We start from the raw sequence: 12,589 nt of genomic DNA, 5'->3' as shown, positions 1-12,589 counted from the left end.
GCCCGTGCGCACCCTCGCCGCCCAGACCCTGCTGCCGGTCAATACGGCGCTCGCCGTCGCCCTGCTCGTGCTGCTCCTGGCCGCCGCGACGGCGGCGGCCGTCTTCCGGCTCGCCCCCGACGGCTCGCGCGACCGGGCGCGGGAGATCGCCGTCGCGGGTGTGCGCGCCACCGCGCAGCTGGCGGCCGCGTCCCTCGTCATCGCCTGGGTCGTGCACCACACGGCCGCCCTCTACGCCTTCCTCCTCCTCATGTTCGCCGTGGCCACCCGCACGGCGGGACGGCGCGTCACACCGAACTCCACCTGGTGGTGGGCGGCGCTGCCCGTCGCGGGCCCCGTCGTCCCGGTCGTCGCCGGACTGACCCTCGCGGGCCTGCTCCCGGTGCGGGGCGTCGCCATGATCCCGGTGACCGGCATCCTCATCGGCGGCGCGCTCACCGCGACGGTCCTCGCGGGCCGCCGCGCCCTCGACGAACTCCACACCCGGTACGGCGAGTTCGAGGCGGGCATCGCCCTCGGCCTGCCCGACCACGACGCACGCATCGAGGTGATCCGGCCCGCCGCGTCGGACGCGCTGCTGCCCGGCCTCGACCAGACCCGCACGGTGGGCCTGGTCACCCTGCCCGGCGCGTTCGTCGGCATGCTCCTGGGCGGGGCGTCACCGGCGATGGCCGGAGCGGTGCAGCTCTTCGTGCTCATCGCCCTGATGGCGGTCCAGGCGATCGCCGTGGCGCTGACGGTGGAACTGGTCGCCCACGGCCGCCTGCACCGAACCGCCCCTACGCCCTCCGGCCCCTCTACTCCCCCTGCTCCCCCTACTCCTTCCGCTCCTTCTGCTCCCTCGCGAGGAACCTCGCCGCCGTCGCGGTGACACGCCCCGCTCTGCGCGACGCGTCCGCGGCGCGGGCCCTGTCGTCGGCGGCGTCCCCGGAATCCCCGCCGGGCTCAGCGCGGCGCCGCACGGTCGTTTTCTTGCGGAGCCTGACGGTTCGGCGGGTCATGTGCGCCGCCCCTTCCGCAGGCCCTTCCGCGAGCCCTTCCGCAGGCACACGAACGCCGGGACCACGCTGTCCGTGTCGGCGTCGAGCAGCAGATGCCGCATCTCGGCCGCCTCACCGTCCCGGATGCGCCGTTCCCGTTCTTCCTTCGTCAGGTCCAGTTCTGCGACGGTCGCCACGTCTCCCCCTGGTTGCGGTACCCGTATACGTACTCGCGTGTGGATTCGGAGCCACGGGGCCCGAGGATTGGGCGCATGCCGGAGCGTATGCTCCGGATCATGTCTGTCTACGAAGCGGTGGAAATCGAGAACCTCCAGGGCGGCCCCGCCGACCTGCGCCAGTACGAGGGCAAGGCCGTCCTGGTCGTCAACGTCGCCTCCAAGTGCGGTCTCACTCCGCAGTACGCGGGTCTGGAGCGCCTCCACGAGCAGTACGCGGCGCGCGGGCTCAGCGTGCTCGGCGTGCCCTGCAACCAGTTCATGGGCCAGGAGCCCGGCACGTCGCAGGAGATCGCCGAGTTCTGCTCGGCGACGTACGGCGTGACCTTCCCGATGACCGAGAAGGTCGACGTCAACGGCGAGAACCGGCATCCGCTGTACGCGCGGCTCGTCGACACGGCGGACGCGGAGGGTCACACGGGCGACATCCGCTGGAACTTCGAAAAGTTCCTCGTCGACCCGTCCGGCAACGTCGTGGCCCGCTTCTCGCCGCAGACCGAACCCGACTCCCCCGAGCTCGTCGCCGCCGTCGAGAAGCACCTGCCGGCCTGACGAGACCCGGCTACCTCCTACCGGGCCAAGCCGATCTGCGGACTCCGGGCAGCGCTCATACGGTGACTGAATGGTCATCAGGTACCTTTCGCGCTCCTCCTCCGTCCGCACCGCGGCCCTCGCCCTCGGTGCTCTGGTCCTCCTGTCCTCACCGGCCGCCGCCACCGAGGCCCCGGCCGAACCCGCGCCCCCGCGGCCCGTCCCCGCGTACTCCTCGGCCCTCCTCGACCGGGCGGGCACCCAGGTCCGGCCGGGCCCCGGCGCCCCGGCCGTCCCCGGCAACGTGTCCGCGCTCGCGTGGGTGGTGGCCGACGCCCGAACGGGCGAGGTGCTCGGCGCTCGGAACGCGCACCGCAAGCTGCCGCCCGCCTCGACGCTCAAGTCGCTCTTCGCCCTGGCGACGCTCCCGCGGCTCGACGCCACCGAACGGCACGTGGTCGCGCAGCACGAGCTCGACGGGGTCGGCGAGGGCAGCAGCATGGTGGGCGTCGCGGAGGGGCGCGCCTACCGGGTCGCCGACCTGTGGCGGGGCGTGTTCCTCAGCTCGGGGAACGACGCCGTGCACGTCCTCGCGGGGCTCAACGGAGGGCTCCAGAAGACCGTGCAGGAGATGCGCGACAAGGCCCGCGAACTGGGTGCGCGCGACACCCACGTCGTGTCGCCCGACGGCTACGACGCGGCGGGGCAGGTCTCGTCGGCGTACGATTTGGCGGTCTTCGGCAGGGCCGGGCTCGCCGATCCGGACTTCTCCCGGTACTGCTCGACCCGCGTCGCCCAGTTCCCTGCGGGCGGCTGGTCGTACCCCATCCAGAACACCAATCGGCTGCTGACCGGCGCCGACGGCGTGGCGGCCTACCCGGGGCTGCTCGGCGTCAAGAACGGCTACACGAGCCATGCGGGCTCCACCCTCATCAGCGCGGCGCAGCGCGACGGGCGCACGCTCGTCGTGACGGTGATGAACCCGCAGGCGGGCGGCGGGCGTGCCGTGTACGAGGAGGCGAGGTCGCTGCTCGACTGGGGGTTCGCGGCGGCCGGGAAGGTACAGCCGGTGGGCTCCCTGGTGCCGCTGGAGGAGAGCCGTCCGGCTCCCAGTCCCGCGCACGCGGGCGAGCAGGCCCCTCAGGCCGTGCGGCCCGGCGACTCCGAATGGCCCGCGCTGCTGCTGGTCGCCGCGGGCTCGGTCGTCCTCCTCGCGGGCTGCGCCATGGCCGTCCGGCGGCGGAGGGCTACGGTGGCCCGACGCAAGGACGCGCGACGCGTCATCGAGTGAGGCGTTCATCGAGTGAGGCGTTCGGGGAGGTCGTGCGGTGAGTGATCTGCTGGGGGTGGCCGTGCTCGGGGCGGGCCACATGGGCGCCGACCACGTGCGGCGGATCGGCGGGACGGTGGGCGGGGCCCGCGTGGTGGCGGTCGCCGATCCCGACACGGCACGGGCCGGGGCGACGGTGGCGGGGCGCGCCGGGGTGTCCGTTCACCGGGAGGCGCAGGACGCGTTGCGTGCGCCCGGGGTGGAGGCGGTCCTGGTGGCCTCACCGGAGGCGGCGCACGAGGAGGCCCTGTTCGCGGCCCTCGCGCGCGGCCTTCCGGTGCTCTGCGAGAAGCCGCTGACCCCCGACTCGGCGTCGGCCCTCCGGGTCGTGGAGGCGGAGGCGCGCCTCGGGCGCAGGCTGATCCAGGTGGGGTTCATGCGCCGGTACGACGCCGAGTACGCGGCGCTGAAAGCGCTCCTCGACTCCGGGGACCTGGGCCGCCCCCTGCTGCTGCACTGCCGCCACCGGAACGTGTCCTCTCCACCGCACTTCACGTCGTCGATGCTGATCAGCAGCTCCGTCTCGCACGAGATCGACGCGACGCGTTGGCTGCTCGGGCAGGAGATCACCGCGGTGACGGTGGTGCGGCCGACGCCGTCGGCGGGCGCCCCGCAGGGACTGCTCGACCCGCAGCTGGTGCTCTTCGAGACGTCGGGGGGCGCGGTCGTCGACGTGGAGATCTTCGTCAACAGCGGATTCGGCTACGAAGTGCGGTGCGAGGCGGTGTGCGAGCGGGGCAGCGCCCAGATCGGGGACGCGCACACGATGGTCGTCAGGACGCCGGGCCGGGCGTACGAGGACGTGGCGCAGGACTATCTGGTGCGGTTCGCCGACGCGTACGACCGGGAGGTGCGGGCGTGGGTGGCCGCCGCCGGGGAGGGCGGGGTCACGGGGCCGAGCGCGTGGGACGGGTACGCGGCGGCGGCCGTCGCGGAGGCGGGGGTGGCCGCGCTGGGGACCGGTGCGCGTACGGGCGTGGAGATGGCCGAGCGGCCCGCGCTGTACGGCTGAGTGGTCAACGCTCCTCCTTGTATCCGTATATCCGTGCTTCCTCAGACGCCGTCGAGCAGGCGCGAGAGTCCCCGGTCGAGGTCGAGGACCTCCTCCTCGCCGCCCGCGGGCACGACGGCGTACGACCGGACCAGGAACCGGCGCAGCACGAGCTTGTCGAACTGCACGAGGGCCAGTCCTTGGTGCGAGTGGAATTCGAGGACCGTCCGGGCCCGCCCGCACGGCCAGATGTGCACGTCACCGCTGCCCGCCGGCGCCGCCATACCCTCCTCGAGGAGCTGCCGGGCGAAGATCCATGTGACCTCCGCGCCGTCGAGCGACGCCTGCGAGGGGAAGACCATCTGAATGGCCAGGGGGTCCTCCGCCGAGTAGCGCAGGACGACGGACAGAGCGCGTTCGCGACCCTCGGGGGTGATGAGACGGGCACGTGCGGGCTGTTCGAGGGTGACGGCCATGAGCGGGGCTCCACTTCTGGTGTTTCTGCGCTCGGTATGCGGTTGCGAGGACTCCTGTGCCCTTATGACCCCTTACGAAGGGGTGTTATTACGCCAACCTGTCGAGATATCCATGTGACCTGCGCCACTCGCCTTCCCTTATCCGGACACTGCTTACCTGGAGTTACGAACCCCGTCACGCCCGCCCGGGTGCCCACCACAGGCGAATACACGCGTACCTCCGAGAAACATCAGCCGCGCGGGGGCAGCCTCGAAACGATCGGTTGACGCGCCTCACGGCCTCTACGCCCTCCTTGATGCGCCCCGCCCCCATGCGTCCCGCCCGCCCCCGATGCAGGATGACCTCATGCTGCTCGCCCGGCTCGCTCATGTGTCCAAGGAAGTGGCCGCCACCTCGGCGCGGTCCCGGAAGATCGCGCTGCTCGCCGAACTGTTCCGGGCCGCGGAGCCGGACGACGTGCCGATCGCCATCCCGTATCTGTCGGGGCGGCTGCCCCAGGGACGGCTCGGGATCGGGTGGAGCACGCTCAAGCACGCGGTGCCGCCCGCCGACGAGCCGACGCTCACGGTGCGCGGTGTGAACGAGGCGCTCTCCGCGATCGGAGCGGTGGCCGGTGCCGGGTCGCAGGGGGAGCGCAAGCGGCTGGTCGGCGAGTTGATGGGGGCGGCCACCGAGGACGAACAGCGGTTTCTGATCGGGCTGCTGACCGGTGAGGTCCGGCAGGGCGCTCTGGACGCGGTGGCGGTCGAGGGGCTCGCCGTGGCCACGGAGATTCCGGCGGACGCGGTGCGGCGTGCGGTGATGCTCGCCGGGTCCGTGAGCCCCGTCGCCCAGGCACTGCTCGCGGACGGCGCGGCGGCGCTGGACGAGTTCCGGCTGACCGTGGGCCGGCCGATCCTGCCGATGCTCGCCCACAGCGCCGGTTCCGTCGCGGAGGGCATCGAGAAGCTGGGGGCGTGCGCGGTCGAGGAGAAGCTGGACGGCATCCGAGTGCAGGTGCACCGGGACGGGGACGACGTACGGGTCTACACCCGCACCCTGGACGACATCACCGATCGCCTGCCCGAGCTGACCGCCGCCGCGCTCGGTCTGGACGGCTCGCACTTCATCCTGGACGGCGAGGTCATCGCGCTGGACGCGGCCGGGCGGCCCCGGCCTTTCCAGGAGATCGCGGGGCGCGTCGGGTCCCGCGTCGACGTGTCGGCAGCGGCGGCGGGGCTGCCGCTCTCCCCCGTCTTCTTCGACGTCCTGTCCGTGGCGGGGCGGGACCTTCTCGACCTGCCGTTCACCGAGCGCCACGCGGAACTGGCGGCGCTGGTGCCCGAGCCCATGCGGGTACGGCGCACGCTCGTGACCGAGCCGGACGACGAGCGGCAGCGCGGCGAGGCGCAGGAGTTCTTCGAGGCGACGCTGGGGCGCGGCCACGAGGGAGTCGTGCTGAAGGGGCTCGACGCCCCCTACAGCGCCGGGCGCCGGGGCGCGTCCTGGCTGAAGCTCAAGCCCGTGCACACCCTGGACCTGGTGGTGCTGGCCGCCGAGTGGGGACACGGCCGCCGCACCGGCAAGTTGTCCAACCTGCACCTGGGCGCGCGGCGCCCCGACGGCACGTTCGCCATGCTGGGCAAGACCTTCAAGGGCATGACGGACGCCATGCTCGCCTGGCAGACGGAGCACCTGCGGAGCCTGGCGGTCGAAGAGAGCGGCTACGTGGTGAAGGTGCGCCCCGAACTCGTCGTGGAGATCGCCTACGACGGACTCCAGAAGTCCACGCGCTACCCGGCGGGCGTCACGCTCCGGTTCGCGAGAGTCCTGCGGTACCGCGAGGACAAGTCTCCGGAGGAGGCGGACACCGTGGAGACGGTACTGCGGAGCGGTCCGGGCGGAGCCTGACGACCCCGCTGGGTGGATTTTGCCAATCCTTGGCCCCGATAGGGTGACAGACCGGGGGAGATCCATCCATCACGCAAGGGGAGAAGCTGTGCCCGCCTCACGACTCAGCCGTACGCCGCTTCCTGGCATCGGCATCCGGTACGACCTCACGACCCGAGAACAGCAGCGCCTCTCGGTGATCGCGCACCGGGACGGAGCACGGACGCTGAGCGCCTACCGGTCCGACGACCCGGACGAGTGCGCCCTGTCGACGCGACTGAGTTCCGGCGAGGCCGACGCCCTCATCGACGCCCTCATGCCCTCGCACCACAGCCCGACCCTGCTGCACACCACGGACCTGGGCCTGGTCGCCGAGCGCGTCCTGCTCTCGGCGACCTCGTACTGGAACGGCCGGCTCCTCGGCGAGACCCGGATGCGGACCGAGACCGGTGTGTCGATCGTGGCCGTGCTGCGCAGGGCCGACGCCATTCCGTCGCCCACCCCCGACTTCCGCCTCGCGGGCGGGGACACCCTGATCGTCATCGGAACGCGCGAAGGCGTCGAGACCGCCGCGACGATACTCGGGCGGGAGTGACCGTATGCATTCCGCTGTCTTTCTGATCGAATTCGGTGCGATCATCCTCGCGCTCGGCCTGCTCGGCCGGTTCGCGGGTCGCTTCCAGTTCTCGCCGATCCCGCTGTACCTGCTCGCCGGACTCGCGTTCGGCGAGGGCGGGCTGCTGCCGCTGGGTGCCAGCGAGGAGTTCGTCGCCATCGGTGCCGAGATCGGCGTCATCCTGCTGCTGTTGATGCTCGGCCTCGAGTACACGGCCAACGACCTCGTCAGCAATCTCAAGACGCAGTACCCGGCCGGCCTGGTCGACTGCACCCTGAACGCGCTGCCCGGCGCCATCGCCGCGCTGCTCATGGGCTGGGGTCCGGTCGCCGCCGTGGTGCTCGCCGGTGTCACGTGGATCTCGTCGTCCGGTGTCATCGCCAAGGTCCTCGGCGACCTCGGCCGGCTCGGCAACCGCGAGACGCCGGTCATCCTGAGCGTCCTGGTCCTCGAAGACCTGGCGATGGCCGTCTATCTGCCCATCATCACCGCCCTGTTGGCGGGCGTCGGCCTCGCGGCAGGCAGTCTCACGCTCGCCATCGCGCTGGGCGCCGCCGGGCTCGTCCTCTTCATCGCGGTGCGCTACGGGCGGCTCATCTCGCGGTTCGTCTCCAGCGACGACCCGGAGAAGCTGCTCCTGGTGGTGCTTGGTCTGACCATCCTCGTCGCGGGGATCGCTCAGCAGCTCCAGGTGTCCGCGGCCGTCGGCGCGTTCCTGGTCGGCATCGCGCTCTCCGGTGAGGTCGCCGAGGGCGCACACTCGCTGCTCGCGCCGCTGCGTGACCTGTTCGCGGCCGTCTTCTTCGTCTTCTTCGGGCTGCACACCGATCCGGCGAGCATTCCGCCGGTGCTGCTGCCCGCGCTCGCGCTCGCCGTCGTCACCGCCCTGACGAAGATCGCGACCGGCTACTGGGCGGCCCGCCGCGCGGGCGTCTCGGTCAAGGGCCGCTGGCGGGCGGGCGGCGCGCTGGTGGCGCGCGGCGAGTTCTCCATCGTCATCGCGGGTCTCGCGGTCGCCGCGGGCATCGAGCCTTCACTCGGGCCGCTGGCCACGGCGTACGTCCTGATCCTCGTGATCGTGGGGCCGCTGACCGCGCGGTACACGCAGCCCATCGCGGGTCATGTGAGCGGCGTGCTGGCGCGGCGTCGGGCACCGGCCGCCGCCGAGGCCGTGCGGGCCCCCGCTCCCCGGGACACCGTCGAGGCCCTGGACGGGCCGGGGAAGGACCCGGCGGACCGGTCCTAGGACCGACGCATGGCCCCTGTTGCCGTGGTGGCGGCACGCGGGAGGTAAGCAGTACTCCCCCGTGCCGCCCGCAGCGCCCACCGACCGGCTACAGGCCGGTGCAACCGACTACAGGCCGATGCATCTGGGCCGGAAGGCCGCGTCGGCCGGGCCCTCGCGGTCCAGCGCGTTCAGCACCCACCGGGCCACGACCGGATCCTTCGTCGCCTGGTCGTGCAGGAACGGGTCCAGGGGACAGTGGTCCTGGAGGACCACATTCGTGACGTACTCCTTGGGACCGCTCAACAAGGCGCTGGTGTACGGGATGACCACCTCGTCGTAGCGCGTGGTGATGACCGTGTAGTCGGGCCCGGCCGGGGTCTCGGTCCCCTCGTTGAGCTTCGTCAGGAGCTCGGATCCTGTCACCTGGTCGAGGCAGGCCGGGCAGGCGATGTCGCCGAGCGGCTTGGCCAGGGGGTTGGACGTGCCGTGGTTGGACGGCACGATGCCGATCAGGTCGTCGACCTTGTCCGCTCCGCCGAGGAACTTCACGTAGTAGCGGGGCATCATGCCGCCCTGGCTGTGCCCGACGAGGTCGACCTTCGCCGCCCCCGTGGCGGCGCGGACGGCCTGGACGAAGTCCTGGAGCTCCGCGGCCGAGTGCGGGACCGAAGCGGTCGCCATCTTGCCGTAGTTGAACGCGAAGACGCAGTAGCCCGCCCGCTTCAGCTTCGGCGAGAGCGTGGCCCAGTTCTCCGCCATCAGTTTGAACGTGCCGTTGACCAGGACGACGGGCTGCGGGTGCGCCGCGTCCGGCTTGCAGGACCAGTCGTTGGCGCCGCGGGGCGGGATGTCCAGGACCGAGGCAGGCGCGGCGGCGGGGGCGGAGGACGCGTGGGCCGGGGCGGCCAGGCCCACGCATCCGAGGGCGAGGGCGGCCGCGGCGGTCAGCAGGGACCGTAGGGCGAGACGCGGGTGCAGGTGCATCGGCATTCCCAACGTGGAAGGGGAGAGAGAGCAGGCGACGAACAGCGTTCGGCAATGCCGACCGTTGAACGAGATCATTTTCGATGCGGACACGCCGCGTCAAGGGGGTTACCGACCGGTACGTATTCTTCGTGCGCGGAACGAAACCTTCCGATCACCGGGCGGCATACGGGCAGTTCGGGCAGTTCACGGAGTCGCCTCCCGCTAGCACCCCCCGGCCTGGCACGATGCTCTCCATGACCACTGGGCCGGTGTTCCGCCTCGCACGAGCCGCGATGTTCGCGGCCGTCTGCGTGGTGGCCACCGCCCTCGGTCACGCGGTCATGTCCGGTGCCACGCTGCCCTGGTGGGCCGTGGGGTACGCGTTCGCCGCCACGCTCGCCGCCGCGTGGTGGCTGACGGAGCGCGAGCGCGGGGCCGCCGCCGTCATCGGCGCGACGGTCGCCGCGCAGCTGTGTCTGCACGAACTGTTCGGCCTGGCACAGCGGATGGCGGGGCCGCCGGGCGGTGCGTCGGCCGTCACGCGGGCCTACCCGGACGACGGCATGAACCACATGAACCATCCGATGCCGATGAACGCGCCGTCGTCCGGTGGCGGTCCGGTCGGAGCCGACTCGTCCGCTTCCGCTTCGACGCACTCCGCCGCCATGCCCGACGACGGCCTGTCCCACTGGGTCATGTCCGTCTTCGGCCACAGCGGCTTCGGCATGTTCCTCGCCCACGTCGCCGCCGCGCTGATCTGCGCGCTGTGGCTGTGGCGCGGCGAGGCCGCCGTCTTCCGTACGGGACGTGCGCTCGCCGCGGCCGTGTTCGTGCCGCTGCGGTTCGTTCTCGCGGTCGTCGTCGCGGCCCTTCCGCCGACGCCGCCCCACATCGCCACGCGCGTGCCGGTGCCGCGCCTGCGCGGGGTCCTGCTCCAGCACGTCGTCTCACGCAGAGGTCCACCGGTCCTTCCGGTCAGTTCCTGAAACCGCCCGCACCCCCAGGTGCCGGGCGGATCTTCGGCGTCCGCCCGTTCCCCGACACGGCGAACAGGCCACAGGGCGCCGCTCTCCGAACTCCCTTCACCGAAGGACCTCTTGCGATGACACCTGCCCCCGCACCCGCCCTTTCGCGGTCCCGGCCCGGCATCGACCCCACCCGCGACGAGCTGACCACGCAGTGGGCGCTCGCGGCCCGCGACGGCGACGCCCAGGCGTTCGAGCAGTTCGTGCGGGCCACCCGCCGCGACGTCTGGCGCTTCGTCGCCCACCTCAGCGGTGACCTGCACGGCGCCGACGACCTGACCCAGGAGACGTACCTCCGTGCCCTGACCGCACTGCCCGGCTTCGCCGCGCGGTCGAGCGCCCGCACCTGGCTGCTCGCCATCGCGCGCCGCGTGGTCGCCGACCGCTTCCGCTCGGCGGCGGCCCGCCCCCGTATCGCCGACACCGGCGACTGGCAGGCCGCCGCGGAGCGGGCCCAGCCGCACGGCCTGCCGGGCTTCGACGAGGGCGTGGCCCTGCTCGACCTCCTGGAGACGCTCGACGCGCCGCGCCGCGAGGCGTTCGTCCTGACCCAGCTCGCCGGGCTCCCGTACGCGGACGCGGCGGACGCCGTCGGCTGCCCCATCGGCACGGTGCGTTCGCGCGTGGCGCGGGCCAGGGAACGGGTGAGCGAGCTGCTGCTCGCGGCGGACCACGCCGCGTAGCCGCCCGTACCGCGGCCGGGGTCCTGTCGCCGGGCCCCGGCCGCGCCCGGTCGCGGCCCCCGAGCAGGGCGTTTAGCGTGGTGCGGGAGTGCCTGCGGGGGTGTCTGGAGGTCGTCGCCATGGACCGTGAAGCCATGCCCGCGCCGGAACCCGCTCCGGCGTCCGATGCCACGCGTGAGACCGGCGCGTCCGTGCCGTACACGGGAGGCGGGCGGCACGAACACCGCTGGCTGATCCTCGCGGTGGTCGGTATCGCCCAGCTCATGGTGGTGCTCGACGCGACGATCGTGAACATCGCGCTGCCGTCGGCCCAGAAGGATCTGGGCTTCTCCGACGGCAACCGCCAGTGGATCGTCACCGCGTACGCGCTCGCCTTCGGCTCGCTGCTGCTGTTCGGCGGACGCATCGCCGACCTGGTGGGCCGCAAGATCGTCTTCCTCGCCGGTCTCGCCGGGTTCGCGGTGGCCTCCGCGATCGGCGGCGCGGCGACGAGCTTCTCGATGCTGGTGGCCGCCCGTGCCCTGCAAGGCGTGTTCGGCGCGCTGCTCGCCCCCGCGGCCCTGTCGCTGCTCACCACGACGTTCACGGATCCGCGGGAGCGCGCCAAGGCGTTCGGCATCTACGGCGCGATCGCCGGCGCGGGCGGCGCGGTGGGGCTGCTGCTCGGTGGGGTACTCACGGAGTATCTGAACTGGCGCTGGTGCCTGTACGTGAACCTCGCGTTCGCCCTGATCGCGATGGTCGGCGGCGCGCGGCTGCTGCACGCGGGCGCTCCCCCGGACCGGCCCAAGCTCGACGTGCCCGGCACGCTGCTGGTGTCGGCGGGGCTCTTCTGCATCGTGTACGGCTTCTCCAACGCCGAGACGCACGCCTGGAGTGATGTGCTGACCTGGGGGTTCCTGGTCGTCGGCGCGGTGCTCCTGGTGCTGTTCGCGTGGTGGCAGACACGGGCCGCGCATCCGCTGCTGCCGCTGCGGGTCGTCCTCGACCGGGACCGCGGGGCGTCGTTCCTCGCGATGTTCATCTCGGGCGCCGGCATGTTCGGCGTCTTCCTGTTCCTCACCTACTACTTGCAGCAGATCCTGCAGTACACGCCCGTCAAGACCGGCCTCGCGTTCCTGCCCATGGTCGCGGTGATGGTGGTGGCCTCCGTGGTGACCACCAACAACCTGTTGCCGCGGGTGGGCGCGAAGCCGATCGTGCCGCTGGGCATGGGACTCTCCGCGGCCGGTATGGCCTGGCTCACCGCTCTCGACGTGAACAGCGGTTACGCCGCGCACGTCCTGCCGCCGCTGCTGGTCGCCGGGCTCGGTCTCGGTCTGATCTTCGCGCCGGCGATGAGCATGGCGACGGCCGGTGTCGCGGCCCACGACGCGGGCGTGGCCTCGGCGATGGTCAACACGAGCCAACAGGTGGGCGGTTCGATCGGCACGGCCCTGCTCAACACGCTCGCGACCACCGCCGCCTCCAACTACCTGGTGGGCAGGAAGCCGAGCCCGGAGGTACAGGCGCAGGCGGCGATGCAGTCGTACTCGACCGCGTACTGGTGGTCGGCCCTCTTCTTCGCGATCGGCCTGGTCGTTACGGTGATCCTGTACCGCAGAGGCGCGCCGAGGCCGACGGATACGGACAGCGGCGCGGTCCACTTGTAGGGCGG

The 12,589-nt window shown here is 72.1% G+C and carries 13 protein-coding genes; 10 read left to right on the top strand and 3 right to left on the bottom strand.

Annotation, left to right across the window (positions count from 1 at the left end; genetic code table 11):
- The first annotated feature begins 4 nt into the window (after positions 1-4).
- Complete coding sequence (locus NOO62_RS37745; RefSeq protein WP_268775295.1) at positions 5-871, top strand: ABC transporter permease; 867 nt, start codon at positions 5-7, stop codon at positions 869-871.
- A gap of 126 nt (positions 872-997) precedes the next feature.
- Here the strand turns inward: NOO62_RS37745 and NOO62_RS37740 are convergent, their stop codons facing one another.
- A complete protein-coding gene (locus NOO62_RS37740) occupies positions 998-1,177 on the bottom strand; it encodes a hypothetical protein (protein WP_268775294.1) in 180 nt (59 codons plus the stop codon).
- Positions 1,178-1,276: 99 nt separating this feature from the next.
- Between NOO62_RS37740 and NOO62_RS37735 the strand changes: the two genes are divergently transcribed.
- The 3 genes from NOO62_RS37735 (at position 1,277) to NOO62_RS37725 (ending at position 4,089) form a co-directional block, all read left to right on the top strand.
- Positions 1,277-1,768 (top strand): glutathione peroxidase, encoded by a 492-nt coding sequence (locus NOO62_RS37735; RefSeq protein WP_268775293.1) that lies wholly within the window; start codon positions 1,277-1,279, stop codon positions 1,766-1,768.
- 70 nt (positions 1,769-1,838) lie between these two features.
- Positions 1,839-3,038, top strand: coding sequence for a D-alanyl-D-alanine carboxypeptidase family protein (locus NOO62_RS37730; RefSeq protein WP_268775292.1), 1,200 nt, complete (start codon positions 1,839-1,841; stop codon positions 3,036-3,038).
- A 37-nt stretch (positions 3,039-3,075) separates the two neighbouring features.
- Entirely contained in the window at positions 3,076-4,089 is a 1,014-nt protein-coding gene (locus NOO62_RS37725) for a Gfo/Idh/MocA family protein (protein WP_268775291.1), read from the top strand.
- Positions 4,090-4,130: 41 nt separating this feature from the next.
- Here NOO62_RS37725 and NOO62_RS37720 read toward each other — a convergent pair whose 3' ends face one another.
- Positions 4,131-4,544: an SsgA family sporulation/cell division regulator gene (locus NOO62_RS37720; RefSeq protein WP_268775290.1), complete on the bottom strand. Its 414-nt coding sequence runs from the start codon at positions 4,542-4,544 to the stop codon at positions 4,131-4,133.
- Positions 4,545-4,890: 346 nt separating this feature from the next.
- On the opposite strand from NOO62_RS37720, the gene NOO62_RS37715 reads away from it, so the two are divergent.
- The 3 genes from NOO62_RS37715 to NOO62_RS37705 all read left to right on the top strand — a co-directional run bounded on the left by NOO62_RS37715 (position 4,891) and on the right by NOO62_RS37705 (position 8,276).
- Positions 4,891-6,435: an ATP-dependent DNA ligase gene (locus tag NOO62_RS37715; RefSeq protein WP_268775289.1), complete on the top strand. Its 1,545-nt coding sequence runs from the start codon at positions 4,891-4,893 to the stop codon at positions 6,433-6,435.
- A gap of 88 nt (positions 6,436-6,523) precedes the next feature.
- Complete coding sequence (locus tag NOO62_RS37710) at positions 6,524-7,009, top strand: cation:proton antiporter regulatory subunit (protein WP_268775288.1); 486 nt, start codon at positions 6,524-6,526, stop codon at positions 7,007-7,009.
- 4 nt (positions 7,010-7,013) lie between these two features.
- Positions 7,014-8,276 (top strand): cation:proton antiporter, encoded by a 1,263-nt coding sequence (locus NOO62_RS37705; protein WP_268775287.1) that lies wholly within the window; start codon positions 7,014-7,016, stop codon positions 8,274-8,276.
- A gap of 108 nt (positions 8,277-8,384) precedes the next feature.
- Here NOO62_RS37705 and NOO62_RS37700 read toward each other — a convergent pair whose 3' ends face one another.
- Positions 8,385-9,242: an alpha/beta fold hydrolase gene (locus NOO62_RS37700; protein ID WP_268775286.1), complete on the bottom strand. Its 858-nt coding sequence runs from the start codon at positions 9,240-9,242 to the stop codon at positions 8,385-8,387.
- Positions 9,243-9,478: 236 nt separating this feature from the next.
- On the opposite strand from NOO62_RS37700, the gene NOO62_RS37695 reads away from it, so the two are divergent.
- The 3 genes from NOO62_RS37695 (at position 9,479) to NOO62_RS37685 (ending at position 12,584) form a co-directional block, all read left to right on the top strand.
- The gene (locus NOO62_RS37695; protein WP_268775285.1) at positions 9,479-10,210 is read left to right on the top strand and encodes a hypothetical protein; all 732 of its coding nucleotides are present in this window, start codon (positions 9,479-9,481) and stop codon (positions 10,208-10,210) included.
- Positions 10,211-10,326: 116 nt separating this feature from the next.
- Positions 10,327-10,932: a sigma-70 family RNA polymerase sigma factor gene (locus NOO62_RS37690; protein WP_268775284.1), complete on the top strand. Its 606-nt coding sequence runs from the start codon at positions 10,327-10,329 to the stop codon at positions 10,930-10,932.
- 119 nt (positions 10,933-11,051) lie between these two features.
- Complete coding sequence (locus tag NOO62_RS37685) at positions 11,052-12,584, top strand: MFS transporter (RefSeq protein ID WP_268775283.1); 1,533 nt, start codon at positions 11,052-11,054, stop codon at positions 12,582-12,584.
- Positions 12,585-12,589: the final 5 nt, after the last annotated feature.

The organism is Streptomyces sp. Je 1-369, from assembly GCF_026810505.1.
Classification (GTDB): domain Bacteria; phylum Actinomycetota; class Actinomycetes; order Streptomycetales; family Streptomycetaceae; genus Streptomyces.
The sequence above is the reverse complement of the archived record's forward strand: the minus strand, read 5'-3'. Positions and strand labels throughout refer to the sequence as shown.

Excerpts from the sequence above, each read along its gene's own strand:
- NOO62_RS37705 (WP_268775287.1), top strand. The coding sequence starts at position 7,014 with ATGCATTCCGCTGTCTTTCTGATCGAATTCGGTGCGATCATCCTCGCG.
- NOO62_RS37715 (WP_268775289.1), top strand. The coding sequence starts at position 4,891 with ATGCTGCTCGCCCGGCTCGCTCATGTGTCCAAGGAAGTGGCCGCCACC.
- NOO62_RS37690 (WP_268775284.1), top strand. The coding sequence starts at position 10,327 with ATGACACCTGCCCCCGCACCCGCCCTTTCGCGGTCCCGGCCCGGCATC.
- NOO62_RS37730 (WP_268775292.1), top strand. The coding sequence starts at position 1,839 with ATGGTCATCAGGTACCTTTCGCGCTCCTCCTCCGTCCGCACCGCGGCC.
- NOO62_RS37700 (WP_268775286.1), bottom strand. The coding sequence starts at position 9,242 with ATGCACCTGCACCCGCGTCTCGCCCTACGGTCCCTGCTGACCGCCGCG.
- NOO62_RS37695 (WP_268775285.1), top strand. The coding sequence starts at position 9,479 with ATGACCACTGGGCCGGTGTTCCGCCTCGCACGAGCCGCGATGTTCGCG.
- NOO62_RS37720 (WP_268775290.1), bottom strand. The coding sequence starts at position 4,544 with ATGGCCGTCACCCTCGAACAGCCCGCACGTGCCCGTCTCATCACCCCC.
- NOO62_RS37735 (WP_268775293.1), top strand. The coding sequence starts at position 1,277 with ATGTCTGTCTACGAAGCGGTGGAAATCGAGAACCTCCAGGGCGGCCCC.
- NOO62_RS37685 (WP_268775283.1), top strand. The coding sequence starts at position 11,052 with ATGGACCGTGAAGCCATGCCCGCGCCGGAACCCGCTCCGGCGTCCGAT.